Origin of the sequence: Pseudomonas sp. CFII64 (assembly GCF_000416235.1) — a bacterium.
Classification (GTDB): Bacteria; Pseudomonadota; Gammaproteobacteria; order Pseudomonadales; family Pseudomonadaceae; genus Aquipseudomonas.
In genome coordinates this window covers 64586-87335 of record NZ_ATLO01000047.1, presented here as the reverse complement: position 1 = coordinate 87335, position 22750 = coordinate 64586, and the positions used below count along the sequence as shown (strand labels likewise).

General features: G+C 56.9%; 23 protein-coding genes. 11 read left to right on the top strand and 12 right to left on the bottom strand.

The window, feature by feature from the left end; genetic code table 11:
* Positions 1 to 17: 17 nt before the first annotated feature.
* Both CFII64_RS22500 and CFII64_RS22495 read left to right on the top strand, forming a co-directional pair.
* The gene (locus CFII64_RS22500; RefSeq protein WP_020293154.1) at positions 18 to 695 is read left to right on the top strand and encodes a glutathione S-transferase family protein; all 678 of its coding nucleotides are present in this window, start codon (positions 18 to 20) and stop codon (positions 693 to 695) included.
* Between the two features lie 99 nt (positions 696 to 794).
* Positions 795 to 1781, top strand: coding sequence for a 2-dehydropantoate 2-reductase (locus tag CFII64_RS22495; protein WP_020293153.1), 987 nt, complete (start codon positions 795 to 797; stop codon positions 1779 to 1781).
* Between the two features lie 18 nt (positions 1782 to 1799).
* On the opposite strand, the gene CFII64_RS22490 is transcribed toward CFII64_RS22495, so the two are convergent.
* The 7 genes from CFII64_RS22490 to CFII64_RS22455 form a co-directional block, all read right to left on the bottom strand.
* Positions 1800 to 2180 carry a response regulator gene (locus CFII64_RS22490; protein ID WP_020293152.1) on the bottom strand — a complete coding sequence of 127 codons (381 nt, stop codon included), beginning with the start codon at positions 2178 to 2180 and terminating at the stop codon, positions 1800 to 1802.
* Entirely contained in the window at positions 2177 to 5185 is a 3009-nt protein-coding gene (locus CFII64_RS22485) for an ATP-binding protein (protein ID WP_020293151.1), read from the bottom strand. The genes CFII64_RS22490 and CFII64_RS22485 overlap by 4 nt, the downstream gene beginning before the upstream one ends.
* Before the next feature lie 316 nt (positions 5186 to 5501).
* On the bottom strand, positions 5502 to 6506 hold the full coding sequence (locus tag CFII64_RS22480; RefSeq protein ID WP_084488302.1) for a bacteriocin immunity protein: 1005 nt from the start codon (positions 6504 to 6506) through the stop codon (positions 5502 to 5504).
* Between the two features lie 6 nt (positions 6507 to 6512).
* On the bottom strand, positions 6513 to 6809 hold the full coding sequence (locus tag CFII64_RS22470; RefSeq protein ID WP_020293149.1) for a bacteriocin immunity protein: 297 nt from the start codon (positions 6807 to 6809) through the stop codon (positions 6513 to 6515).
* An 18-nt stretch (positions 6810 to 6827) separates the two neighbouring features.
* The gene (locus CFII64_RS22465; RefSeq protein ID WP_020293148.1) at positions 6828 to 7088 is read right to left on the bottom strand and encodes a bacteriocin immunity protein; all 261 of its coding nucleotides are present in this window, start codon (positions 7086 to 7088) and stop codon (positions 6828 to 6830) included.
* Positions 7085 to 8431 carry an S-type pyocin domain-containing protein gene (locus CFII64_RS22460; RefSeq protein WP_020293147.1) on the bottom strand — a complete coding sequence of 449 codons (1347 nt, stop codon included), beginning with the start codon at positions 8429 to 8431 and terminating at the stop codon, positions 7085 to 7087. The genes CFII64_RS22465 and CFII64_RS22460 overlap by 4 nt, the downstream gene beginning before the upstream one ends.
* Positions 8432 to 8681: 250 nt before the next feature.
* Positions 8682 to 9515, bottom strand: coding sequence for an inositol monophosphatase (locus CFII64_RS22455; protein ID WP_052026655.1), 834 nt, complete (start codon positions 9513 to 9515; stop codon positions 8682 to 8684).
* 460 nt (positions 9516 to 9975) lie between these two features.
* Here CFII64_RS22455 and CFII64_RS22450 point away from each other — a divergent pair, with 460 nt between their 5' ends.
* Complete coding sequence (locus CFII64_RS22450) at positions 9976 to 11526, top strand: sensor domain-containing diguanylate cyclase (protein ID WP_020293144.1); 1551 nt, start codon at positions 9976 to 9978, stop codon at positions 11524 to 11526.
* 12 nt (positions 11527 to 11538) lie between these two features.
* Here CFII64_RS22450 and CFII64_RS22445 read toward each other — a convergent pair whose 3' ends face one another.
* Positions 11539 to 12378 carry a DUF1206 domain-containing protein gene (locus CFII64_RS22445; RefSeq protein WP_020293143.1) on the bottom strand — a complete coding sequence of 280 codons (840 nt, stop codon included), beginning with the start codon at positions 12376 to 12378 and terminating at the stop codon, positions 11539 to 11541.
* Between the two features lie 199 nt (positions 12379 to 12577).
* Here CFII64_RS22445 and CFII64_RS22440 point away from each other — a divergent pair, with 199 nt between their 5' ends.
* The 4 genes from CFII64_RS22440 to CFII64_RS22430 all read left to right on the top strand — a co-directional run bounded on the left by CFII64_RS22440 (position 12578) and on the right by CFII64_RS22430 (position 14702).
* On the top strand, positions 12578 to 13597 hold the full coding sequence (locus CFII64_RS22440) for an alpha/beta hydrolase (RefSeq protein WP_020293142.1): 1020 nt from the start codon (positions 12578 to 12580) through the stop codon (positions 13595 to 13597).
* Positions 13598 to 13610: 13 nt separating this feature from the next.
* Positions 13611 to 13763: a hypothetical protein gene (locus CFII64_RS29870; protein ID WP_020293141.1), complete on the top strand. Its 153-nt coding sequence runs from the start codon at positions 13611 to 13613 to the stop codon at positions 13761 to 13763.
* Positions 13747 to 13944, top strand: a complete 198-nt coding sequence (locus CFII64_RS30600; RefSeq protein WP_044901620.1) for a hypothetical protein — start codon at positions 13747 to 13749, stop codon at positions 13942 to 13944. Before CFII64_RS29870 ends, CFII64_RS30600 begins: the two co-directional genes overlap by 17 nt.
* A 380-nt stretch (positions 13945 to 14324) precedes the next feature.
* A complete protein-coding gene (locus tag CFII64_RS22430; protein WP_044901619.1) occupies positions 14325 to 14702 on the top strand; it encodes a low affinity iron permease family protein in 378 nt (125 codons plus the stop codon).
* Positions 14703 to 14796: 94 nt separating this feature from the next.
* On the opposite strand, the gene CFII64_RS22425 is transcribed toward CFII64_RS22430, so the two are convergent.
* Positions 14797 to 15273 carry a hemerythrin domain-containing protein gene (locus tag CFII64_RS22425; RefSeq protein WP_020293139.1) on the bottom strand — a complete coding sequence of 159 codons (477 nt, stop codon included), beginning with the start codon at positions 15271 to 15273 and terminating at the stop codon, positions 14797 to 14799.
* Positions 15274 to 15628: 355 nt separating this feature from the next.
* Between CFII64_RS22425 and CFII64_RS22420 the strand changes: the two genes are divergently transcribed.
* Together CFII64_RS22420 and CFII64_RS22415 are read left to right on the top strand one after the other, a co-directional pair.
* Positions 15629 to 16753, top strand: a complete 1125-nt coding sequence (locus CFII64_RS22420) for a DUF3182 family protein (RefSeq protein WP_020293138.1) — start codon at positions 15629 to 15631, stop codon at positions 16751 to 16753.
* Positions 16737 to 17507, top strand: a complete 771-nt coding sequence (locus tag CFII64_RS22415; RefSeq protein ID WP_020293137.1) for a S9 family peptidase — start codon at positions 16737 to 16739, stop codon at positions 17505 to 17507. Before CFII64_RS22420 ends, CFII64_RS22415 begins: the two co-directional genes overlap by 17 nt.
* A gap of 6 nt (positions 17508 to 17513) precedes the next feature.
* Here CFII64_RS22415 and CFII64_RS22410 read toward each other — a convergent pair whose 3' ends face one another.
* Both CFII64_RS22410 and CFII64_RS22405 read right to left on the bottom strand, forming a co-directional pair.
* Positions 17514 to 17747: a PLD nuclease N-terminal domain-containing protein gene (locus CFII64_RS22410; RefSeq protein ID WP_020293136.1), complete on the bottom strand. Its 234-nt coding sequence runs from the start codon at positions 17745 to 17747 to the stop codon at positions 17514 to 17516.
* Between the two features lie 60 nt (positions 17748 to 17807).
* Entirely contained in the window at positions 17808 to 19025 is a 1218-nt protein-coding gene (locus CFII64_RS22405; RefSeq protein WP_020293135.1) for a zinc-dependent alcohol dehydrogenase, read from the bottom strand.
* 261 nt (positions 19026 to 19286) lie between these two features.
* On the opposite strand from CFII64_RS22405, the gene CFII64_RS22400 reads away from it, so the two are divergent.
* On the top strand, positions 19287 to 19928 hold the full coding sequence (locus tag CFII64_RS22400; RefSeq protein WP_020293134.1) for a Yip1 family protein: 642 nt from the start codon (positions 19287 to 19289) through the stop codon (positions 19926 to 19928).
* A gap of 109 nt (positions 19929 to 20037) precedes the next feature.
* Positions 20038 to 21021 carry a ketopantoate reductase family protein gene (locus CFII64_RS22395; protein ID WP_020293133.1) on the top strand — a complete coding sequence of 328 codons (984 nt, stop codon included), beginning with the start codon at positions 20038 to 20040 and terminating at the stop codon, positions 21019 to 21021.
* A gap of 171 nt (positions 21022 to 21192) precedes the next feature.
* Here the strand turns inward: CFII64_RS22395 and garD are convergent, their stop codons facing one another.
* Positions 21193 to 22746, bottom strand: coding sequence for a galactarate dehydratase (gene garD, locus CFII64_RS22390; RefSeq protein ID WP_020293132.1), 1554 nt, complete (start codon positions 22744 to 22746; stop codon positions 21193 to 21195).
* Positions 22747 to 22750: the final 4 nt, after the last annotated feature.

Sequence of the window (22750 nt, the reverse complement as noted above, 5' to 3'; positions counted from 1 at the left end):
CAAAGCCAGGAGTCAACATGATCAAGTTCTACTATCACCCGTCTCCCAACCCCGCAAAGATTGCACTCTTTCTGGAGGAAGCGGGCGTCCCGTATGAGCTCATTCCAGTCGATACGCGCAAGGGCGAGCAGCACGATCCGGCGTTCCTCAAGATCAACCCGAACGCCAAGACTCCCGCTCTGGTGGATGGCGATGCCATCGTGTTCGACAGCAACGCCATGCTGCTTTATCTGGCCGAAAAGACCGGGAAATTCCTGCCGGCCGACAGCCTGACCGCACGCGGTGAAATGTATTCCTGGCTGATGTTCGTTGCTACAGGTATCGGCCCCTACTCTGGTCAGGCGGTGCATTTCAAGCACTACGCTCCTGAACCAAAAGACTACGCCGTGACCCGCTACACCCACGAAGCCTGGCGTCACTGGTCAATTATCAACGAGCGCCTGGCCAGCAGACCCTACATGCTTGGCAATGAGTACACGTTTGTGGATATGGCGGTGTGGGGCTGGGCGCGCATGGTGCCGTTCATTCTCGGCGAGGGCGCTTGGGAAAAACTGCCGAACGTCAAACGCCTGCTCGATGAAATCAATGCGCGGCCAGCTGCCCAGCGTGCCGAAGCGCTCAAGACTCAACACAGTTACAAGACCGAGATGGATGCTGACGCCCGTAAAGTCATGTTCCCGCAGATTACTCAATAGAGATCAGCTGATATTGCTGACCGACGCCTGACGGGCACAATAATCGGATGCCACCACGGTTCGCTGAAACCGCGCGACAGAGCTGAAAGAGGCCGATGCATGATGATGAAAATTACCGTTGTGGGTGCAGGAGCCATCGGCGGATTTCTGGCGTGCAAGCTGTTTGCCGCTGGCCATCACGTCAGCGTTGTCGCTCGTGGCGCGACGCTGAATGCCATACGCGAGCAAGGACTGCAACTTCACACCGGCAACGATCTAGTGATCGCGCCACTTTTCGCGACATCGGCCCCCGAGGAACTGGGGGTTCAAGACGTGGTGATATTTGCCGTCAAGGTGCCGGCATTGCCAGCAGCCGTGCAAGAGGCGAAGGCGTTAATCGGCCCACAGACCATCGTCGTACCCGCGATCAATGGGCTTCCCTGGTGGTATTTCCTGAAATCCACTGCGGCGTTGTCAGGTACCCGCTTGAAGGCCGTGGACCCAGAAGGCCTGGTTGAAAAGCATATCCCTACGGATGCGATCATTGGCTGTGTTGTATTCCCGTCTTGTACGGTAATAAGCCCCGGCGTCATCCGGCATATGTCTGGAAGCAAAATTGTTTTCGGCGAACCCGGTGGTGGCAGCAGCAGTCGCGTGTCAATGATGACTGACGTTTTTCTTGAGGCCGGTTTTGACGCTCGTGGCCACGAAAACATACGTGAGGAAATATGGTTAAAGCTGTTGGGGAACGCATGCTTCAACCCTGTCAGCTTGCTGGTCGGCTGCTCGACCGATGAGATGATCGATGATGCATTCCTCAGCGCTTTGTTCACTGTAATGATGGGGGAGCTACTTGAGCTTGGGCGCCAGCTGGACATCTCCCCCGACATTGACCCGCAGCAGCGAATTGCGATCACGCGCAAACTAGGAAAGGTCAAAACGTCGATGCTGCAAGACGTTGAGGGACACAAGCCCGTCGAAATCGAGGCAATCCTGGGAACGCTGATAGCGGTGGCTGATCTGGCGGAGGCATCAATACCGCGAACACGCACGGTGTATGCCTTGTCCCGCATGAGGGCAAAGGCCCTTGGACTGTTGCCTGGTTAATCGTAACCGTCCTCAGCTTTACCCGGCTTTCGTTCCGGGACAAAGCAACCCCCTCAACGCCTCACCCAATTGCTCTTCCCCAAAAGGCTTGGCGATGCAATGCCGTTCGGCCCAGACCTCGGGTATGCCGACGCGGCCGTATCCTGAACAAAACACGAAAGGTATGCCACGTCCGGCAATCGCTTCGGCGATGGGAAAAGAGGTGCCGCCGATGATGTTGATGTCGAGGATGGCCAGGTCGTATTGCCCGGTGACTGCGTACTGCAAGCCGTCGGCGAGGGTGCTGGCGTGGAATGCCGTTGCGTAACCGAGATCATCGAGCATCGCCTCGATGAGCATCGCCAGCATTGTCTCGTCCTCGACAATGAATACCTGAGGCAACGCGACTGCAGACGTCATAGTGCGCTTGTCGGCATTTCAAGCCATGGAATATGCATCGAACAATGCAGCCCTGATTCCGGGAAGTTCATCTGCACCTTGCCTTGCAGTTCTCGCTCGATACTGCGGTGGATCAGTTGGAAACCAAAGCCTTTGACTGCGCTGGCAGTGATAGCCGGCCCACCTGTTTCAACCCAGTCGATTTTCAGCGACTGCGGGTTGTCGGCGGCATTCAGCGTGGCGATAACGGTGACGTAGCCGCTGGGCGACTTCAGGGCTCCATGCTGCAACGCATTGGCCATTAACTCGTGGAGCACCATTGAAAGGGTCAGCGATGTTCTGGGCTCCAGAGTAACTTGAGTGCCTTCGAACCTGATCTGGTTTGTGCCGGGACGCGTGGCCTGTAGCTGGGCGATCAGATCCGCGAGCTGGCTGGACATCCATTCGGCCTGGGCGAGCGCATCGTGTGCCTGGCTCAAGGCAAACAACCGGGCATCGAAGCTTTTACGAAATGACGACAAGGAGTCAGAACTGCTGGCGGTGAGCGAAGCAATCGCCTGCACGGTCGCCAGGGTGTTCTTGACCCGATGATTCAGCTCGTTGAGCAGTGCCGCGCGTGCGGTGCTGTCCTGCTGCTGTTGGCGTTCCAGCCGGGAGGAAATCGACTGCGCCAGGCGTTGCGCAGTGCCGCTTTGCTTCAGAAAAGTCGCCTCGCCAGCACTGGCCTGCCCTGCATAAGCGCGCAGGTTGAAGGTGAAAACACTTCCCGGCCCCGGCCCGCTCTGTACCTGTAACTGGCCACCATGTGCGGCAATGATGCCTTGGGAAATGTACAGCCCCAAACCGTTGCCATGGGGATTGCCCTTTTTCACCGACCAGTAGCGCTGAAAAATATAAGGCAGGTCTTCTGCGGGTATGCCGATGCCAGTGTCACTCACGCGGAACAGCACATCGTCCCCTTCGCGGACGACGGCAATATTGATCTGACCGCCCGCCGGCGTGAACTTGATTGCGTTCCCCACCAGATTGGACAGCACCTGAAAGATCCGCTCCGGATCGGCATCGATCACCAGGCCCGGTTCAGCGGTGCAATTGAGTTCAATGTCCTTGTCCGCCGTCAGCGTCACGAGCAGGCTGCAGGTTTCTTCCAACAGACTGGTGACCGTCAGCGGCAGGCAGGACAGCTGATAACGGCCCGTGTCGATTTTCGCCGTATCGAGCAAGTCCTCAAGCAGGCTGTTCATGCGGGTGGTGGCTTTTTCGATAGTCCCCAACGCACGCCGGATGCGGCCGTTCTCGACCGTGGCGTCACTGGTCGCCCAGCGTTGCAGCATGCCGCACTGCATGATGATGATGGACATGGGATTGCGCAGGTCGTGGGAAACCACTGCAACCAACTCGTCGCGCAGGCGCACCGCCTCCTGTTCGCGATGCACCTGGCGTTCAAGATCGTGTTCCAGCGCCGAACGACGAATATCCTCGGCGGCATACAGATCGCCCCGCGACCAGGGCTGCGCGATCCCGGTGACTTGCTCTTCCCAGAGTTCAAACGACTGCCGAGGATGCAGGCGATGGCTGGCAGAGCCCACCGGACTTGGGCTCAAGTGCTGGGCCGGGTTGCCGCTCCAGTTCATCGTGGACGTAAGCTGGGGGCGAAACCACATGACGGCGTTGTCGATGGGCTTGGGCAGGATGAAGGCAATGACCCCGCTTGCCACGTCTCGATAGGCAGCACTGGCGGGATTGTCCTGATGCATCGAGTTGGAATGGAAAACCCCCAGGCCTTGCAGACCCATGGCGCGCTCTTTTAATTTTTTCTGCGTCAGACCGACATCGCGAATCCAGAGGTAGAGCGCTCGCACCTGTTCCTGAGTCGGGCAGTTTCCGAACAGGTGAAGGCGATCCTCAATCAAGACGGCGGCACCGTCGGCCAGCGTCAGGGACTGAAGCAGCTCGGGCCGACTCACCAGCCCATCCAGAATTTCCCGCTCGGCACGACTCATGGCCGACGCCAGCTCGCCGAGCAAGACAACTTTCTCTTCTCGCTCACGCTGGATCTGGGTGGCGACAATCGCGGCGATTTTCACCGATAACAATTGGCCGATCAGGGTGCAGGCATCACGAACTTCACGCGGGACCAGCAGCGGCTCGGGATGCCCACAGGCAACCAGCCCCCAAAGCTCGCCATTGTCCAGCAACGAAATGCTCATCGACGAGCGCACGCCCATGTTCTTCAGGTATTCGCAATGCACCGGAGAAACACTGCGCAGGGTCGAGAAGCCCATATCAAGCGGTTGCCCCGTCGCAGGCCTGAGCAACGGCACCAACGGAACGGGCGTGTAAGTCGCGTCAGGAATCACCCTGATCCAGTTCAGGCGATACAACTCCCGCGCCTGCGCGGGAATGTCAGCACCGGGAAAATTCAAACCGTGGTAACTGGGCAAACTGCCGGTCAGCGCCTCGGCCACGACTTTGCCATGGCCCTCGGGTTCGAAGCGGTAGATCATCACCCGGTCATAACCGGTCAGCGCCTGGATCTCATGCACGCTGATATCGAACAGGGTCTCCAGCGTGTTGACCGCCTGCAGGTTGCGCAGCACCCGGGCAATGACCCTGGACTGTTCCTGGGTAGATTCGACGAAAGGCTCCAGCTCGATGATCAACACCTCATCGCTACGGTGCAGCGAAGCGGTGTAGTCCGAATTGCCGAAGGTCAGGCGAATCGGATCACTTTCACCCAGCCGTGGCCCGGAACACGCCATTTCAACGAGGTCGGCCTGTTGCGGCGACACCAGCATCGACATGGTTTTGCCTAACAGCTCGCTGCTGTCCAGGCCTAATAGCCTGGAACAGTTAGCGCTCACCTGCTCGATACAGAGCGGCTTGCCGCTGAGGGTAAGCAAAACGCCATGTGGCTGAATGGCCCCAGGGATGCGGATCGGCTCACTTGCGCAGTCGGCCAGCGCAGCCTCAAGCTCAAGCTCGTGCACTGCATCCAGGCTCTCGTCCTGCGTGTAGTCGGTCATTGCAAAACTCCTGGTCTTTCAGAAGGGAACAGCCGGACGGTGCTCGCGATACGATTGGCAATACGAACGGTAAAGCCAATACAGCCCGGCCACAGCAAGTTTTGAACGACCCGAGGCCAATTTGACGTGCATGAATAAACGAGAGTGCCGCCAAGATGCGGCGTGGATACCTGAAGCGTAGTCCGGCGCGGCAAAACAGTCACCTACGCGGCCTATTGGGTGTAACGGTGCACCATACAGCAGATCGAGACATTCGGGCCTTGTTTAAGCAGTGGGGGCCGGAGCCGGATGGATCCAACCGGCTTCAGCAGGCTATTCAGTAAAAATCGTAGTACATGACCCACTCGCCAGAGTGCCTGTGTTTCCAAAACATCAGGCTGCCACAATCCACGATATTCAGATTGATATCCGCGTCACTGGACAGCTGCAATACAAATTCGAATTCATCGCCCAGGTCGACGCCCGGCTGGCAGAACGACGGATATCCGCCAATCTTGTGGTCGTAAATATGACGGCCCAGATCGTCAAAGCTTTCCAGCTTGCCAGCGTCCTCCAGCTCACAGATTTCTGCTGCGAGATAACCCGGAATACCGCCACCATCCCAGAGCGGAAAGTCATCGGCGACCAACTCAGCGTTCAAGCGAGAGGGTTTGATAGTCGAACCGGCGACGGGAAGATCCTTGTACACCAGCACATCCTCTGCCTTGTATTCCCTGATCAGCCAGTTATTACCCATTGGCTCAAGTTCATCAGGTAACGGGTCCGCTACAAACAGCGTGAGTACGCTAATCCCCTCAAGATGCGGGCTATTGAATGGAAGACTTGGCAGGTAGAACTGCGCATAAGGGCGCAATTCAACGCCGGCCTCATTCCTGGGAACCTCTTCGTCAGCCCGGAACAAAAATACCTTTCCGATCCAGCTCTCTTCGTTTTGAGGGGCAACGCTGGAACCACTAGTGGTGAATTTGGTGACAGGCTTGATCAGTAGTTTCTGGATTTCCTGAATATCCATTTTGCCAGGTGACTCCTGTTTTTGAGGTGTGCAGGTTGGGTCGGCGGTTTTGAAACCGGGCAGGCCGTTGGCTTCTCGCCATTGCTTGACCGTCTCAGTGATACCTTCGGGCGAATCATCCGCGCCATGCTCGGGGTGATAAATCAAATCCATCCCTGAAGGGTGCCCGACTATTTTACGAAAATGCAAAAGCAGCTTGTCTGCGAGCTCATCTGTCTCAGACGCGTCCTCAATAAGAATCCGCTTTATAAGCCGGACAAACTGAGCCTCGGTATAATCCGAAATATTTTCTGCCGTTAGCTTCTTCATAACCATTCAAAATCGCGGCTTGAAGCCGGGCAGCCCATTGGCTTCTCGCCATTGTTTTATAGTTTCAGTAATGCCTTCATTCGAATTATCAGCACCAGCTTTTGGATAGTAGATCAAGTCTGTGCCATCGGGATGCTCGGCGATTTTGCAAAATCTGTCCAAGAGTTTGCCTAGAACACGATCCGATTCCATCTCATTTGCCAAACGAATCTCCCTAAGAAATTCTATAAACTGAAGTTCAGTATATTCAGAAATACTAGTTTCATTTTTGGCGTTTTTTTCACTTCTCTGTTCCTTGTCCATGAACCATTTTCTGCATGCTCAATATGGGGATTTGAAACCGGGATGATCGTTTGCCGCGCACCATTCTCGAATGGTGCGAACCACCCCTTCATCAGAGTAATCAGCCCCTGGCTCTGGGAAGTACAAAAGATCGGAACCTGCAGGATGGGGTACGATGATATTAAAGTGGTCTAGCAATATATCTCGCTCGCGCTCAGTATCAGCACCATCTAGCTCACGAATTAAAGCTATAAATTGCTGCTCGGTATAATCAGCGAGCTTAGGCTTTAAATTTTTCACTTCTTCACCTTGTGTAAGTTTATATGATTCCTAGGGGTCATCACTCGTAAGTTGTCTATATCATAAACGGCACCACCGTTTTTTATTAATTGGACATGATGAATTTCATATGAACGTCGCCGACCTGCGTGTCCTTCGTGAGGCGCCGCCGGGGCATAAGCACTCTTCTTCCCTTTTTCGCTTCTCACTAAAAACTGGCTCTTCAACTCTTCATCCCGCCGCACGGCCTCCCAGAATGCATTCCTGAAATTACCAAAGCTGGCGTACTTGCGCCCCCTAAACTTATCCGCAATCCGCACAGGAATCGGCACTCCCTCACCTTCCCCAGCACCTGCCAGCCAGATCCCATCGACATCCTCGCCTTGACCCGTCACTACGCCCGGCGCGTCGCGCAGGCTGACGGACAGGTAGATCGGCGACATCTCCGGTCTGGTGGGAAACCAGATGATGAAGTCGCGAAAGTCTTCCGGAGCGATGGGATGTTCGTAGAACCGTTCGGCCTGTTTGGCTTCGGGCCAGACGTAAATACCCGGCAGTTGCGGCGCGCCTTCCAGTGCGGGAATAGCCGGCTTGTCGCGGGTACTGGTGGCCGGGGTCCAGATCAGGCCGATTCCTTCGCCCAGGTCGGCAACCAGTTGTTCGCCCTGCTCCGTGGCGGCAATCAGCGGCACGCTGCGCCAATGCGGATTGTTGCCGGTGTAGACGCCGAACGCCGTGACCGACTGTTCGGGCAGGTATTTGATGTTGATCCGCACGCCGGTATTGGCGACGGTCAGATCGGCGAAGTCCTCCCGACTGTAGAACGCGGCGTCAGATGCCAGCGAATTGTTCGGCAACAGCATGGCGATGGTGCCGGCGACCGCCGCTGAGAAAACCGTTCCGCCCGCCACTGTCCCGCCAGTTGCAGTGGCGGGCAAAACCCTGCTCAGCGCCAGCGCTCCACCGCCCAGTTGCTTCGCTAGGGCCCGTCCATCAACCGAGCCGTCAATCAGCTCAAGCGGCGTACCTTGCGCAGTGATGGCTTCGCTGGTGCTGAGCACTGCATAAGTGCCGTACTTATTGAGCCCTTCGAAATGCGCGGAGCCTGGTGGATAACAGGCGTGTCCCTTAGGGACGTTAATGGACTTGGTGACCGTGCATTGTTGATTGTCGGGGGGCGGCGGAATTGGCGCAGGTTTTCTCTTTTCAAGTTCGGCCAACTCAGCTGCTTTGCGTTCGCGGGCCTTGCGTATCCGTTGCTGGCGTTGCAGTTCCAGTAACTCCTCGTCAGTCAGCGGAAGCGGACGCTTGCGTTTGTTTCGACACTGAGGACAGTCACAGCCGCCGTAAATCGTATTCGGCATTGATCACTCTATTTCTGAATGGCAACTCACCATTCAGAAACCCCTGAGAAAAATGGTCAGGGCATGAAGTTAATAGTTTGCAGAGGATATAAAGGCGGCGACTCTTATTTTATATTGAATGATAAATCGCACAGCAATGTAGGACCGATCTGAAGGAAGTGCAGAACCGTTGGAGCGAGGCTTGCCCGCGAAGAACGATAACTCGGTCATTCGCGAGCTAACCGGTCGCTAACTAAATCTGTTGGGCAATTCACTCGTCCAGCGAAGATCCGATCATCGCCGCCACTTGCCGATAAACCTGCGGACTGGCAACCAGCAGCGGGTTGCCTTGGGTCAAACCCTGGTTGCGCAGGAAGTCGTTTTGCAAGCCGCCCGCCTCTTTGACCAATACCAGCCCGGCCAGACAATCCCAGCTGTTGATATGGGTCTCGTAGTAACCGATCAGTCGACCCGCCGCGACATACGCCACCATCAGCGCCCCCGAACCATTGCGGATGAAGGTGCCGCCTTGTTCCAGTAACTGGCTAATGAACGGAATGAAATGCTCTTTGCCGCGCCGCAGGGATGTGCCGACGCCCATCACGCCGTGGCGGATATCGGGCGCCGTATTGACCCTCAGCCGCTGCCCATTGAGCCAGGCGCCCTGCCCCGAACAGGCGTGAAACAGCTCGTCATGGATCGCGTCAGCAACGGCGCCGACCATGGGCTCGCCATCCACCAGCAGGCCAATGGATACGCACCAGGCGTGCAGGCCGTTGACGAAACAACGAGTACCGTCGATGGGGTCGACGACCCAGATGCAGCGCGCATCAAGCGTCGCCCCGCCGGTTTCTTCGCCGAGAAAACCGTCGTCCGGGAAGCATTCGGCCAGCCGTTTCTTGATAAAGGCCTCGGTCTCCTGATCGACGACACTCACCAGATCCTGCGTCTGATCACCCTTGTGATTGACGATTAAACTTTCGCGTTCCTTGTAAGGGCCAAGGGCACGACGCGCAGCTTCCATTGCCAGGTCTCGGGCGCATTCATACCGGGCCTGCAAGGCCTCGGGGCTCAATGGAGCATCTATTGAAGGATGACGCTGCATGGGTCGCTCCTGGTCTTGGCCATGTCGAATTCAAATGAAGGTGAATTCTTGGTGGAAAACAGCGGACAGGACGTATTGAAAGGGAAGCCATTCTGGCAGCGCATAAATCTGAAGTCGACCCTCGCAAAACCGGATGACTGGCGCGGCCATCGCGCTTGAAGCGACATCGGCGGTGGCGCGATGACGAAATATCACCAGGCTTGAGCCAAAACATTCCAAACACTTGCTCAACTCATTTGCCAGCCTGACACCCGTAAGTTAATCAAGCCTTTACAGGCAAGATTAAACTTGTGAATGGCAGGTACATCAACGAAGCACCTGCCGAAAGTGCCAAACAACCAGCGCCATATTTTTGGAAGCAGAGAAATGGCCAATTGCTAGCCAAGCAGTATCTGGATAGACTTACTTTCTATAAGGTATTAATTCTCATCCATCAGCAGCTCTTTATTTAAGAATCTATATGCCAGTAGTGATCCATGAAGTTGCAGTTACCGAAGACCGCTTGAAACGTCTTCCGCTGATAGTGCTCACGGTTTTCTTCATCGGATTCGTCTGCATTGCCTTGCTTGGCCTACTTGCACTGCACCTGGCCGAGGCCAAACGGCATGAATTGAAGCAGGCCGAGATATCGTCATCCAATATTGCCCGCGCGATGGCGCAGCAAGCTGAAGACACCTTCGATGAAGCCGATTTCGCTCTGCAGAATCTGCTTGGCTGGCTGCAAGCCTACGGTCACGAGTCACCCCAGAAAATCCGCCTGCACGACCTGCTGCTCAGCCAGGTTCAAGCGCTGAGCCAGCTGCATGGTCTGTTCGTCTTTGATGCCCACGGCAACTGGCTGATCAGTTCATTTGCGCAGATGCCTACCGAAACGACTGTCGCTGATCGCGCCTATTTCAAATACCACGAAACTAATCCCGATTTGTCACCGCATATTGGCGCGCCCATTCGCAGCCGCGAGAACGGCGAGTGGATCATTCCCCTATCGCGAAGGATCAATAATGCCCAGGGAGAGTTTGAGGGTGTGGTACTTGCGGCGCTGAACATGACGTACTTCGATGATTTTTTCAAAGGTTTCAATATCGATACCAATGGCGCCATGTTGCTTGCTTCGGCCGACGGCACATTGCTCACCAGGCGGCCCTGGACCAGCAAGCTCGTCGGGGTATCAATCGCCAACGGTGAGATATTTCGTGAGCATAACGCCAATCCCCTGTCGAATACTGCGCTGATCAAATCGGCCCTGGATGGGCAAGTCAGAATCGTGGGTTACAAATGGCTGAGCAAGTACCCGCTGGTGGTGGCCGCGGCCGTTTCAGAAAGCGCCATTCTCCACGAGTGGTACAACACCGCGTATCGCACTAGTTTGATCACCGGCGGCGTCATTGTAGTGATATGTCTTTTTGGTTTTCTGGTGATTGTGCAAGTTAAAAACGGCATCAGAGTCGAGGCTGATCTGCGCAAGGCGCAGAGCGCTCTGGAGCTGCTGGCGACCCATGACGCTCTGACCGGGCTCGCCAATCGCAGGTTGTTTGAGACGTCGTTCAAGACCGAATTGAAACGCGGTGCGCGGCAACGACAGCCTGTCAGCCTGATCATGATGGATATCGATTTTTTCAAGAGTTTTAATGATGCCTACGGGCATATTGCGGGGGATCGTTGCCTGGCACAGGTGGCCGAAACCGTGCAGCAGTGCAGCCAACGGCCTTCCGATCTGGCCGTCAGGTTCGGCGGCGAAGAATTTGCCGTGCTGCTGCCCGGTACTGATGCGGCGGGCGCATGGGTTATTGCCGAGCTGATTCGCAACCGCGTTGCAGACCTGAATATCACGCATGACGCCAATCCCCTCGGCAAATTGACCATCAGCCTCGGTTGCCACACGCTCATCCCTGCTGGCGACGAGAGCATTGCTGAGATTATCGGCAAGGCCGATGCAGCTCTTTATAAAGCCAAACGAACGGGCCGCAATCAGACCAAGGTGTTCGAAAGCGAGCCCGTCCGCCAGGCATGAGCATCTCGGCCGTCACATACCGACATGTTTTTTGAATGAGTGGGGAGCATCCGGCACATCCATGTTGATCCTGCGCCACATCGCTTCGGCAAAGCTGTAAACGGCAAACGCCATCAGCCCGACCGCAACCACCGACAGCACCAGCCAACCCATTGGCAGGTTTTGCAGACCGTTCATGGCGTCCTTCATTCCGGGCGGGTGCATGGCCTGGTAGCTGGAGCCGCTGACGGCCAGCAGCGCCGAGATTTCAATGAAAGCCACGCCGCGAGCAATCAGGCCGAAGCGTGAGATGGGCCGCACATAGCGCATGACCTGTTCGTCGGCTTCGAAATATTTTTCGAACGTCGCTTTCCAGCCTTTGACGATATGAATAATCCCCACCACCAACGGCACCAGCGCCACTACATAGATCAGCAGGTTCGAGTGATCCCATGACAGCAGCGTCGTCAGAAAATCTTCGGTCTTGCCGCCGTCCTTGGAGCCGCTTGAGCTTTTCAAACCGCTGATCAACAGGCTCAAGGCAAAGAAGGCCAGCAACGCATTGCTGACGGCACCCGCCAGCAGGCCTGCGCGAATGGCGATGCCTTTAAAGCCTGTGCCGTGATGGTCCACATCCCGGGTCGCTTGCAGCAAGCGCCAGGCGGAAAAGGCAATCAGGCCCACGACGACAATACCGACCAAGGCGTGGCCAAACGGCTGGCCGAGGAGTTTTTCCAGGCTGCTGTGGCTGTCTGCCGGCTGCCCGGAACCCAGCGCGGCAAGCAGCGCAAAGAAACCGATGATGAGATAAACCAGGCCACGGGCGGCGTAGCCACCACGGGCGAGCAATACAAGGCCACGATTGGGCGACATGTCAAAAGTCCACAACGAGAAGATAAGGGATAGACAAGAACAGGGAGCAGTTCGTTGCAGCGGCCTGCGCAACTGTCTCGCTCAGGTTGACAGTCAAACGCTCGTCAGCCGCTTTATCACATTCCTGATGAACACTAATCTACGTTCATGGTGCTGACACAGCCCAACCACTACTCACTGATCATCAAGGACTATCATCATGAACTTCATCCAGAAAGCCGCTTCCCTGACCGTACTTGCCCTGTCTATCAACACGGCGTTCGCTGCTGAAAGCACTTATGTCGAACACCAGACCCAAGGGTTTCTCAACGCCCTGGCAGCAGGTGGCGGCAAGCCGCTTGAGCAGCTGAGCCCGAAAGACGCTCGTGCAGTGCTGACCGGCGCGCAACAATCGGTGAAGGTGGATCTTTCCGGAGTTCAAGTCAGCGACCGCTCCATCAAGGTGGCAGGCGAATCCATCGGTTTGAAAATCGTGCGTCCGGCCAACGTCAAAGGCGACTTGCCGGTGTTCATGTTCTTCCACGGTGGCGGCTGGGTGCTGGGCGACTACCCGACTCACGAACGCCTGATTCGTGACCTGGTGGTGAATTCCGGCGCGGTAGCGGTTTATGTCAATTACACGCCGTCCCCGGAAACGCATTACCCGACTGCGATCAATCAGGCTTACGCCGCCACTAAATGGGTTGCCGAGCACGGCAAGGAAATCGGCGTCGACGGCTCACGCCTGGCAGTGGCCGGTAACAGCGTCGGCGGCAACATGGCGGCGGTGGTCAGCTTGATGGCTAAAGAACAGAACACCCCGAAATTGCGTTTCCAGCTGTTGCTGTGGCCGGTGACCGATGCGAAGTTCGATACCGCCTCGTATAACGAATTCGCCGAGGGTCACTTCCTGACCAAAGGCATGATGCAGTGGTTCTGGGACAGCTACACCACCAACGCCAGCGAACGTGCGCAGATCCATGCCTCGCCCTTGCAGGCCAGCACCGACCAGCTGCGCGGCCTGCCGCCAGCATTGATCCAGACTGCCGGCGCCGATGTGCTGCGTGATGAAGGCGAAGCCTATGCCCGCAAACTCGACGCCGCCGGAGTCGAAGTGACTGCGGTGCGTTACAACGGCATGGTTCACGATTACGGTCTGCTCAACCCGCTGCATCAGATCCCGGAAGTGAAAGCCGCCATGCGTCAGGCCGGTGCCGAACTTAAAGCGCATCTGAACTGATAGAGCCTCCGCAATGGTCGCGGCGTTTCATCGGTTAGGTAATTTTTTGCTGGCTCATCCACCCTATTCGGCGCAGGATTTTCTCGCTGATTTCTCGCCGCTGACGCGCGGCATGGTGTTCACCGACTTATTAATGGAGATGCTTACTGATGCTTATCCAAATTGAAGAAGGTACTCACGGGGCCAATTGGGTCGTGAAGCTGGACAACTACCCGGTCAAATGTCGAAGTTTGATTGAAGCCAAGGAATTCGCCGACCGAATGGCGTCGAGACTCAACGCACCGCATACCTTTCCAGCGAATGCTCAGGGCCAATCGGCGAGACAGGCGTCTGCTCAAGCGCGCTGAATATGTTCGACGCTCTACCAAGACCGGCGATTGCCGGGCTTCGCGTTTCTGCGACATCCATTTCACACACCTTTCACGTTTGCGCCCCTAACCTGAAATCACTCCTGTTGAATCCCATTGGCCCGCCGCGTAGCGGGTCTTTTTTTGTCCGGGATTTGTGGGCTCGTTGGAGCGAGCGGGCGGCGTTCCGACTTGCCCGCGAACCAGCCGACTCGGTAGGCCGGACACACCGCGTTATCGTTCTTCGCGAGCAAGCTCGGCTCCCACGGGTGGAGAGATTCGTCGCAGAGAGGCCTTCTAAATTTAATTTCATTTGTAAGTAGAAATTTCGGGATACCTGCGCGGTCTTTAGTTCATCACTTCAACTAATGGTCCCAGCAATGAAATTTTCGAAGTTTTCTCAGAGCCTTTCCAAGTGGGCCGGCAGCGCCAGGACATTCATGGCCGCGATCGTGCTGATCGGGTTATGGGGCTTGAGCGGGCCATATTTTCATTACAACGATACGTGGCAGCTGATCATCAATACCTCGACGACCATCATTACCTTTCTGATGGTGTTCCTGATTCAAAACACACAGAACCGTGACAACGACGTTCTGCACATCAAGATCGATGAGTTATTGCGGGTGACCAAGGACGCCCAGAACGCGCTGTTGAGCCTGGACAACCTGGATCAGAAAGAACTCAAGGCACTGCGCAAGGAATACAAGGCATTGGGGGAAGGTGAAACTCTGGGCGATCCAGCGAAGACCTCGTAATCGCCAACCAGTGGGAGCAAGCTTGCTCGCGAAGCTTTGATTCTGATGACTCAGGACCATCGCCTCGCCAACAAGCGGCTCCCACAACACTGCTTTACGCCGCCTTGTTAACCGCCGACAGTTGTTTTTTCAGCTCGGCTTTCAAGGTTTCCATCTGCGCGCCAATTTCTTCCAGGCGCTCTTTGCCGAGCAGGTCCTTGCACTGCGGGAACATCTCGGTTTCTTCTTCCTCAATGTGATGCTCAAGCAGCTCTTTAACCACCTTCACACGACCGGCAAATTCGGCCGAACCCGGGTCGGTGACTTTCAGATCCGGGAGCACCAACGAGTCCACGGTGCGGTGCTCTTCCTTGGCTTCGTAGTACATGACGTCCTGCTCCTTGCCTCCGGCTTCCTTGAAAGCGGGATAGAGGATTTCTTCCTCAAGCTGGGTATGGATGGTCAGTTCCATTTCCAGCTTGTTCAGCAAGTCAGTACGTTTTTTGATCGCGCGGTCGGTTGATTCGCTCAGCTGAGCGAGGATGTCTTTGACGCGCACATGGTCTTGTTCCAACAGTTCGATAGCGTTCATCAGGTTTCTCCGCAATATGGCGACTGTGTACGTCGCCTTGATTTTTAGTTGCTGGCGTAGCTCGACACTTAAATCGTGTAACAACTAACAGAGCAGCTTTCATGCCCAAAATCAAAAAATCCAAAATATATGTTAAATCAACTAATTAGCGAAGCACTTACAGCGCGCACCCATGCAAAATGCATGAACAAGGTAATAGCTTCCCGGCATTTTGCGCTATGTCTCATGCGCGCCCGACAAGCGGAATAACCCTGCTAAAACCACTCATCTGAAATGCGGAACTCCACCCGTCAACGCCCGCTCGAAACCACAGGTCGAAGTTTGTCTCAATCATCCTATGGACCAGGAGTTGATAATGAGCGGATCCAGAACGAGCACCAAAAAAGCTGCCGTAGTTCTCTTGTCCACCCATAAAAAGCTCGCAACACATGAAATTGTTGTACATCAGGCACTGGCAGAAAAAATCGCCGGGTTGCTCGGGACGCAGTTTGAAGGTCTGTATGACGAGGCCATCCATATGCAATCTGGCCTGTATTACGTCCCTTCCGACACGCTGATCGGCAAGCAGGAAAACAGCGCGCTGCATATCGAGGACGCCAACGACCTGTTCGGTGGGTTGATCGCGCAGCCGTTCATGGCCACCAAGGCCATCTCCCATCCCCTTATACCCAACGCCACTGCCAAGCCACCCGGCTGGTCCGAGCAGTTTGACGAGCAAACCGCAGACGCAGTGCTGTCCGGTTACACCGTGTTCAACCAACAGGACGCGGATCGCGCGGGCCGACTGATTCTGGCCAACGGACCGGTACGCATAAAACCGGTGCTGGCGACGGCGGGTCGCGGCCAGATCGTGGCCCACGATCAAGCCGAGCTCGACCAGGCCATCGCGCAGCAGGACATGGCGGAAGTCGAAACCTGGGGGCTGGTGCTGGAAGAGGACCTGACCGATGTCGTGACTTTGAGCGTCGGTCAGGTCAACGTTGCCGGGATCACCGCCAGTTATCACGGCACCCAATGCCTGACTCAGGATAATCAGGGCGAAACGGTTTATGGCGGCTCCACGCTGTGGGTCGTGCGCGGCGATTATCAGACGCTGCTCAAGCAACCCCTCGAAGAATCCGTCAGGCGAGCCATCACTCAGGCGATGCGCTATGAGCAGGCGGCCTTTGAGTGTTTCCCCGACTTGATCGCGTCCCGACGCAATTACGACATTGCCCAAGGCACCAACGCCCAAGGCGAGCGCTGCTCCGGCGTGCTTGAGCAATCCTGGCGTATCGGCGGCGCCAGCGCGGCGGAGGTCGAAGCCTTGCTGGCATTCGCTGCCGATCCCGACCTACAGGCGATTTGCGCCTCCACCCACGAAATCTATGGCCCCACTACGCTCCCGGCAGGGGCCAATGTGCTTTACGAGGGCGACGACCCGGACGTGGGCTTCATTACCAAATTCACACAGGTTCAACCTTATGAGCGTCAGCAGTGAAAGCATTGAAATTGCCGTCGATGATCAGTCGATCTCGGGAACCATCCTGACCCCAGGCGCGAAAATCCCCGGCATCCTGTTCGTCCACGGCTGGGGCGGCAGCCAACAGCGTGACCTGGCCCGGGCGAAAAACATCACGGGCCTGGGCTGCGTGTGCCTGACATTCGATTTGCGCGGCCATGAACGCACCCATGAAATGCGCGCCCGCGTGTCTCGTGAAGACAGCCTGGCGGATCTGGTCGCCGCTTACGACCGACTGGTCAGCCACCCGGCCGTCGACGACAGCGCCATCGCCGTGATCGGCAGCAGTTATGGCGGTTATCTGGCGACGATCCTCAGCGGGTTGCGCCCGGTCAAATGGCTGGCCTTGCGGGTGCCGGCGCTGTATTGGGACGCCGACTGGGAGATGCCCAAGCAAGAACTGGATCGCGACAAACTCGCCCACTATCGCCGCTCGGCCGTGACTGCGGCGGACAATCGCGCGCTGGCGGCGTGCAAGGAATTCAAGGGAGATGTGCTGCTCATCGAATCAGAACAGGACGACTACGTACCGCATGCCACGTTGATGAGTTATCGCGGCGCGTTCGAGCTGGCGCATTCGTTGACGTATCGGCTGGTGGATGGCGCCGACCACGCGCTGAGCAGCGACATCAGCCAAAGCATCTACAGCTCGATGCTGAGCAACTGGATCAGCGAAATGGTGATCGGCGCACGTCTGGTGGATTACCCGCATCATTCGTCGAAATATTCCTGAGGCCTTTCAACCCTTGCTGTGCTCGGGCGAAGTGGGCCCTTTGACGACACCGCGAGGGCCTTCAAGCCCCCAGATCGCCAGCCCTACCACGGGCAACAGCAAAATGACAATGGCCCACATGGTCTTGGTGCCGCTGCTCTTGTCGCTGCGAAAAACACTGTTGATGGCCCAGAGATCCACCAACAGCAGGATCACCGCAGCGCCAATCGCAAACCACATACCTGCTTGAGACACTTCCATCTCACACCTCCTTTGCAGAAACGCCGGAGGTCTTCAAACAAGACCTCCGGCCCTGGTTGCCTAAACCGCCGGGACTACCACGCCTTCCGGTTCGCCGACACGACTGTCGAAACCCGGCGTGAGAATCACCTTGCGGCAGTCCTCTTCTTTCTTGTCGAAGATCTTGTAGCCTTCGGCCGCCTCTTCCAGTGACATCCGATGGGTGATGATCGCTTCGGGATTCAACGCGCCGCTTTCGATGTGTTCCAGCAACTCCGGCAGATAACGCTGCACGTGGGTCTGGCCCATCTTGAACGTCAGGCCCTTGTCGAAGGCATCACCAAACATGAAGCCGTGGATGAAGCCGGCGTAAACACCCGGCACGCTCACCGTCCCGCCACGACGCACCGCCGCGATGCACTGGCGCAACGCCTTACCGCTGCTGCCTTCGAGCTTGAGGGTGGCGAGAATGGTTTCCGTGGTGCTGCCCTTGGCTTCGAAACCCACCGCATCGATCACCCCGTCAACGCCACGCATGCCAGCGGTCTGGCGAATAATCGTATCGGCCGGATCGTCGTCATCGTCGAAGTTGATCGGGATGACGCCATACGTGGCCTCTGCGTAGGCGAGGCGATACGGGTGGTGATCGACCATGAAGATCTTCTCCGCACCCAGCATCCGCGCGCACGCCGCACTGAGCAGCCCGACCGGGCCAGCGCCATAAATCGCGACGCTGGAACCCTTGCCAATGCCGGCATTGAGCACCGCTTGCCAGGCGGTGGGCAAAATGTCTGAGAGGAACAGCACCTTTTCATCAGACAGCGTGCCTGGCACCTTGAATGGCCCGGTATTGCCTTTGGGTACCCGCACGTATTCCGCCTGGCCGCCCGGAATCCCGCCGTACAGGTGACTGAAACCAAACAGCGCGGCCCCAGGTGGAATCGACTTTTTATTCAGAATCGCGCCACGTCCGGTGTTGGTGGTTTCGCAGGCGGCGAATTGATCCAGCTGACAGAAGAAGCAACTGCCGCAAGCAATCACAAACGGGATGACTACGCGGTCCCCCGGCTGGACTGCCGTGACGTGAGAGCCGACTTCCTCGACAATGCCCATGAACTCATGACCAAAAATATCGCCGTGCTCGGTGGCGGGAATCTTGCCGCGATACAGGTGCAAATCCGAGCCACAGATGGCAGTTGCCGTGACTTTCAGAAGGATATCGTCAACTTCCTGAATGACCGGATCAGCGACAGTTTCGACCCTGACATCGTGGGCCCCGTGATAGGTAAGTGCGCGCATGGAGTTCTCCCGAACAAGTGGCTTTTTTGATACCAGTAATTGCAGTACTTGAATAAAAGGAGGTCGCTGGACGAACTAAAGTTCAGACCTCGGTGTAATAAGTTGACCAGCGGGCCGAACAGTTACATCCCACAGCGCAGCAGAATTAGTCCACCTACCGTTCAGCCTTTTGCGCTGAACTCATCGGCCAACTAACCTCTAACGAGTTGACACGGCTGCGTGCCGTAATCTGGAGGCTGCTTAGAGCAAGAGGGATTTGCCATGACTGCGCACTTCATTAAATTGTTCACTCACCCCGAACATGCATGGCGGGACATTCGCCAGGACGAAGAACAGCACCCGCGCCACTATCTGCTGCATTTGCTGGTGTTGGCGTTGATACCGGCGATAAGCCTGTACATCGGCACCACACAAGTGGGCTGGAGCCTGGCGGAAGGTGAGAACGTTCGCTTGACCCCGAGCAGTGCGTTGCAGCTGTGCGTGATGCTCTACGTAACCATTCTGATCGGCACGATCATCATGGGCGCGTTCATCCGCTGGATGTCCCGCACGTTCGAAGCCCGGCCGACGCTCAATCAATGCATCGGTTTCGCGGCCTATACCGCTACGCCGCTTATGCTCGCCGGTTTGGCCGGCCTGTATCCCAGTCGCTGGCTGGCAATAGCCGTGCTGGGCCTGGCGGGCCTGTATTCGACGTACCTGCTGTTCGTCGGCATCACGACCTTCATGCGTCTGGATGAAGGCAAAGGGTTTCTTTACGCCGCAGCGGCATGGGGCGTCGGCCTTCTGGTGCTGGTGACGTCCCTGGTGGAGATGATTCTGCTCTGGTACAACCACCTGACTCCGGAGTACCTGCGGGACGTGGCTATGTTGTCGACATCACTGGTGTCGGCAAGCGTCTGAACAGCACCGCCCCGCCAAGCTGTAAAAACTGCTGTGCGACAACTGCCGACCGGTAAATACTGAGCACATCCCGGAGCATTTTAGGGATGTCTTTCCAGTCGGAGTCGTCATGAATTCTTCTTCCCTGCGCATTTGCGTCGCCGGTGCGGGCGCTATCGGCTGCACGCTGGCGGCCCGCATGGCCTTGAGTGGCCAGGCGATCAATGTGTTCGCTCGGGGCGAAACCCTGGGCATCCTGCAGCGTGACGGCATTCACCTGAGCGATGTGCACGGAGAGCATCACGTGCGGGTCAATGCCAGCGACAACGCAATCGTCCTGGGCGAACAGGACCTGGTATTTCTCTGCGCCAAAGCCCATTCCCTCAGCAAGATGCTGCCGAAAATCCGCCCCCTGATCGGCCCGCAAACGGTCGTCATACCGGTGGTCAATGGCGTGCCGTGGTGGTACTTCCATGGCGAAGGCGGTCGCTTCGATGGCGAACGAATCGAAGCGGTCGACCCTGGCGGCCTGCTGACCGATGCGCTGGATCTGAACCAGATCATTGGCTGCGTCGTATTCGTCACCGCCCAATGTCCGAGCCCTGGCGTGGTCAAATCCGACGATCCTTATCGAATCATCTTCGGTGAACTGGATAACAAACTGACGCCCCGTCTGGAACGCGTGCGGGCACTCATCGAGGCATCCGGTATCGAGGCGCAAGGCACCGACCGGTTACGCGATCAGTTGTGGACGAAAATCATCGCCAACCTGACGTCCAATCCGGTCTCGGTGATCACCGGCGCGACGCTGGGGCAGATCTATGGCTTGCCGCAGATGCGTGACTTGGCAATGGGCATGTTTCAGGAGGCGATGCTGCTTGCCACGACCTATGACGCCAGCGTGAGCATGGACCGCGAAGCGTTCATTCGCTTTGGCGCAAGCATGGGTGCGGTGCGCACGTCCATGCTGCAAGACTTCGAGAAAGGCTTGCCGCTGGAACTGGCGGCGATTGGCGATGCCGTGCTGGAACTGGCCGAACGCGCCAACGTGCCAATGCCCATAACCCGCAGCATTTTGACCCTGGCGCATTTCTGTGCGGGGAAGGCGGGGTAGAAACCCAGGTTCCGTTGGAGCGACGCTTGCCCGCGAAGAGGCCGGTGCAATCGATGAAAATCTTCATCGCCCGCACTGACGCCTTCCCGGATAAATCCGGTCCTACAATTGCTGCGCTCCAGTCACAGAGGCGCGCTTAAACAAGGCAAGCCTCGCTCCAGTTGCGCCAGATCAGGTAATCGGCGCGGGGTTGAACAAAGTAATGTCGTTGTGCAAACGATAGTGCTCGGTCCAGGTTTTCTTCTTGCCGCTGGCCACGTCCAGATAGAAGTGGAACAGCTCCCATCCCAGGTCTTCGATGCTGGCGCGGCCTGTGGCGATGCGACCTGCGTCGATATCAATCAGGTCCGGCCAGCGCTGAGCGAGCTCGGTACGGGTCGAAACCTTGACCACCGGCGCCATGGCCAGACCGTAAGGCGTGCCGCGTCCCGTGGTGAACACGTGCAGGTTCATCCCGGCGGCCAGCTGCAAGGTACCGCAGACAAAATCGCTGGCTGGAGTCGCACAGAAAATCAGACCTTTGCGCTTGAAGCGTTCGCCAGGGCCAAGCACCCCGTTGATCGCGCTGCTGCCGGATTTGACGATCGATCCCAGGGACTTCTCGACGATATTCGACAACCCGCCCTTCTTGTTGCCCGGCGTGGTGTTGGCGCTGCGATCCGCTTCACCTTTGGCCAGGTACCGGTCGTACCAGTCCATTTCGCGAACCAGTTCTTCGGCCACTTCCTGCGACTCGGCGCGGGCGGTGAGCAAGTAGATGGCGTCCCGCACTTCGGTGACTTCGGAAAACATCACCGTGGCACCGGCGCGCAGCAACAGGTCCGAGGCGTAACCCAAGGCAGGGTTGGCGGTAATGCCGGAAAACGCATCGCTGCCACCGCACTGCATGCCCAGAATCAACTCGGAGGCCGGCACCGTTTCGCGACGACGCTGATCGAGTTTTTTCAGGCGCACTTCAGCCAGTTCCATGATCTGCTCGATCATTTCATTGAAGCCGTGGCTGGAATCCTGAAGCTTGTAGAGCCATGGATCACTGAGATCCACCGAGCTGTCGTCTTCATGCATAACCTGTCCGGCCTGCAATTTCTCGCAGCCCAGACTGATGACCAACGCTTCGCCGCCCAGGTTCGGGTTGCGGGCCAGATTGCGCACGGTACGAATCGGGATGTATGCGTCAGTGGCCGTAATGGCAACGCCGCAGCCGTAGCTGTGGGTCAGCGCCACCACGTCATCGACGTTCGGGTATTTGGGCAGCAACTCGTCACGAATGCGCTTGACCGCATGGTCCAGCACACCGGTCACGCACTGCACGGTAGTGGTGATGCCAAGAATGTTGCGCGTGCCGACGGTGCCGTCGGCGTTGCGGTAACCCTCGAAGGTGAACCCTTCCAGCGGCGCCTGCTGTTGCGGCACCGCGTCAGACATCGGCAAGCTGTCCAGCGCTGGCGCGGACGGCATGCGCAGCTGATCTTCCCTGACCCAACTGCCCCGTGGAATCGGCTGCAAGGCATAACCAATGGTATGCCCGTAACGGATAATCGGCTCGCCTTCGGCGATATCGACGGTGTTGACCTTGTGGCTCTGCGGTACGTTGTCGATGGTCACCAGGCCATTGTCGAACTCGGTGCCGGCTGGCACACCCTGGTCGTTGACCACCACGACCACGTTGTCCAGCTCATGGAGCCGGATGTAACGTGGCGAATCGGCATGTTGAATCAGGTTCATCACG

Coding starts and splice junctions, on each gene's coding strand:
- CFII64_RS22445 (WP_020293143.1), bottom strand. CDS start 12,378: ATGTCGCCCAATCGTGGCCTTGTATTGCTCGCCCGTGGTGGCTACGCC.
- CFII64_RS22460 (WP_020293147.1), bottom strand. CDS start 8,431: ATGCCGAATACGATTTACGGCGGCTGTGACTGTCCTCAGTGTCGAAAC.
- CFII64_RS22485 (WP_020293151.1), bottom strand. CDS start 5,185: ATGACCGACTACACGCAGGACGAGAGCCTGGATGCAGTGCACGAGCTT.
- CFII64_RS22440 (WP_020293142.1), top strand. CDS start 12,578: ATGAACTTCATCCAGAAAGCCGCTTCCCTGACCGTACTTGCCCTGTCT.
- CFII64_RS29870 (WP_020293141.1), top strand. CDS start 13,611: ATGGTCGCGGCGTTTCATCGGTTAGGTAATTTTTTGCTGGCTCATCCA.
- CFII64_RS22395 (WP_020293133.1), top strand. CDS start 20,038: ATGAATTCTTCTTCCCTGCGCATTTGCGTCGCCGGTGCGGGCGCTATC.
- CFII64_RS22425 (WP_020293139.1), bottom strand. CDS start 15,273: ATGAACGCTATCGAACTGTTGGAACAAGACCATGTGCGCGTCAAAGAC.
- CFII64_RS22400 (WP_020293134.1), top strand. CDS start 19,287: ATGACTGCGCACTTCATTAAATTGTTCACTCACCCCGAACATGCATGG.
- CFII64_RS22495 (WP_020293153.1), top strand. CDS start 795: ATGATGATGAAAATTACCGTTGTGGGTGCAGGAGCCATCGGCGGATTT.
- CFII64_RS22470 (WP_020293149.1), bottom strand. CDS start 6,809: ATGGACAAGGAACAGAGAAGTGAAAAAAACGCCAAAAATGAAACTAGT.
- garD (WP_020293132.1), bottom strand. CDS start 22,746: ATGAACCTGATTCAACATGCCGATTCGCCACGTTACATCCGGCTCCAT.
- CFII64_RS22430 (WP_044901619.1), top strand. CDS start 14,325: ATGAAATTTTCGAAGTTTTCTCAGAGCCTTTCCAAGTGGGCCGGCAGC.
- CFII64_RS22500 (WP_020293154.1), top strand. CDS start 18: ATGATCAAGTTCTACTATCACCCGTCTCCCAACCCCGCAAAGATTGCA.
- CFII64_RS22455 (WP_052026655.1), bottom strand. CDS start 9,515: ATGCAGCGTCATCCTTCAATAGATGCTCCATTGAGCCCCGAGGCCTTG.
- CFII64_RS30600 (WP_044901620.1), top strand. CDS start 13,747: ATGCTTATCCAAATTGAAGAAGGTACTCACGGGGCCAATTGGGTCGTG.
- CFII64_RS22420 (WP_020293138.1), top strand. CDS start 15,629: ATGAGCGGATCCAGAACGAGCACCAAAAAAGCTGCCGTAGTTCTCTTG.
- CFII64_RS22415 (WP_020293137.1), top strand. CDS start 16,737: ATGAGCGTCAGCAGTGAAAGCATTGAAATTGCCGTCGATGATCAGTCG.
- CFII64_RS22410 (WP_020293136.1), bottom strand. CDS start 17,747: ATGGAAGTGTCTCAAGCAGGTATGTGGTTTGCGATTGGCGCTGCGGTG.
- CFII64_RS22450 (WP_020293144.1), top strand. CDS start 9,976: ATGCCAGTAGTGATCCATGAAGTTGCAGTTACCGAAGACCGCTTGAAA.
- CFII64_RS22405 (WP_020293135.1), bottom strand. CDS start 19,025: ATGCGCGCACTTACCTATCACGGGGCCCACGATGTCAGGGTCGAAACT.
- CFII64_RS22480 (WP_084488302.1), bottom strand. CDS start 6,506: ATGAAGAAGCTAACGGCAGAAAATATTTCGGATTATACCGAGGCTCAG.
- CFII64_RS22490 (WP_020293152.1), bottom strand. CDS start 2,180: ATGACGTCTGCAGTCGCGTTGCCTCAGGTATTCATTGTCGAGGACGAG.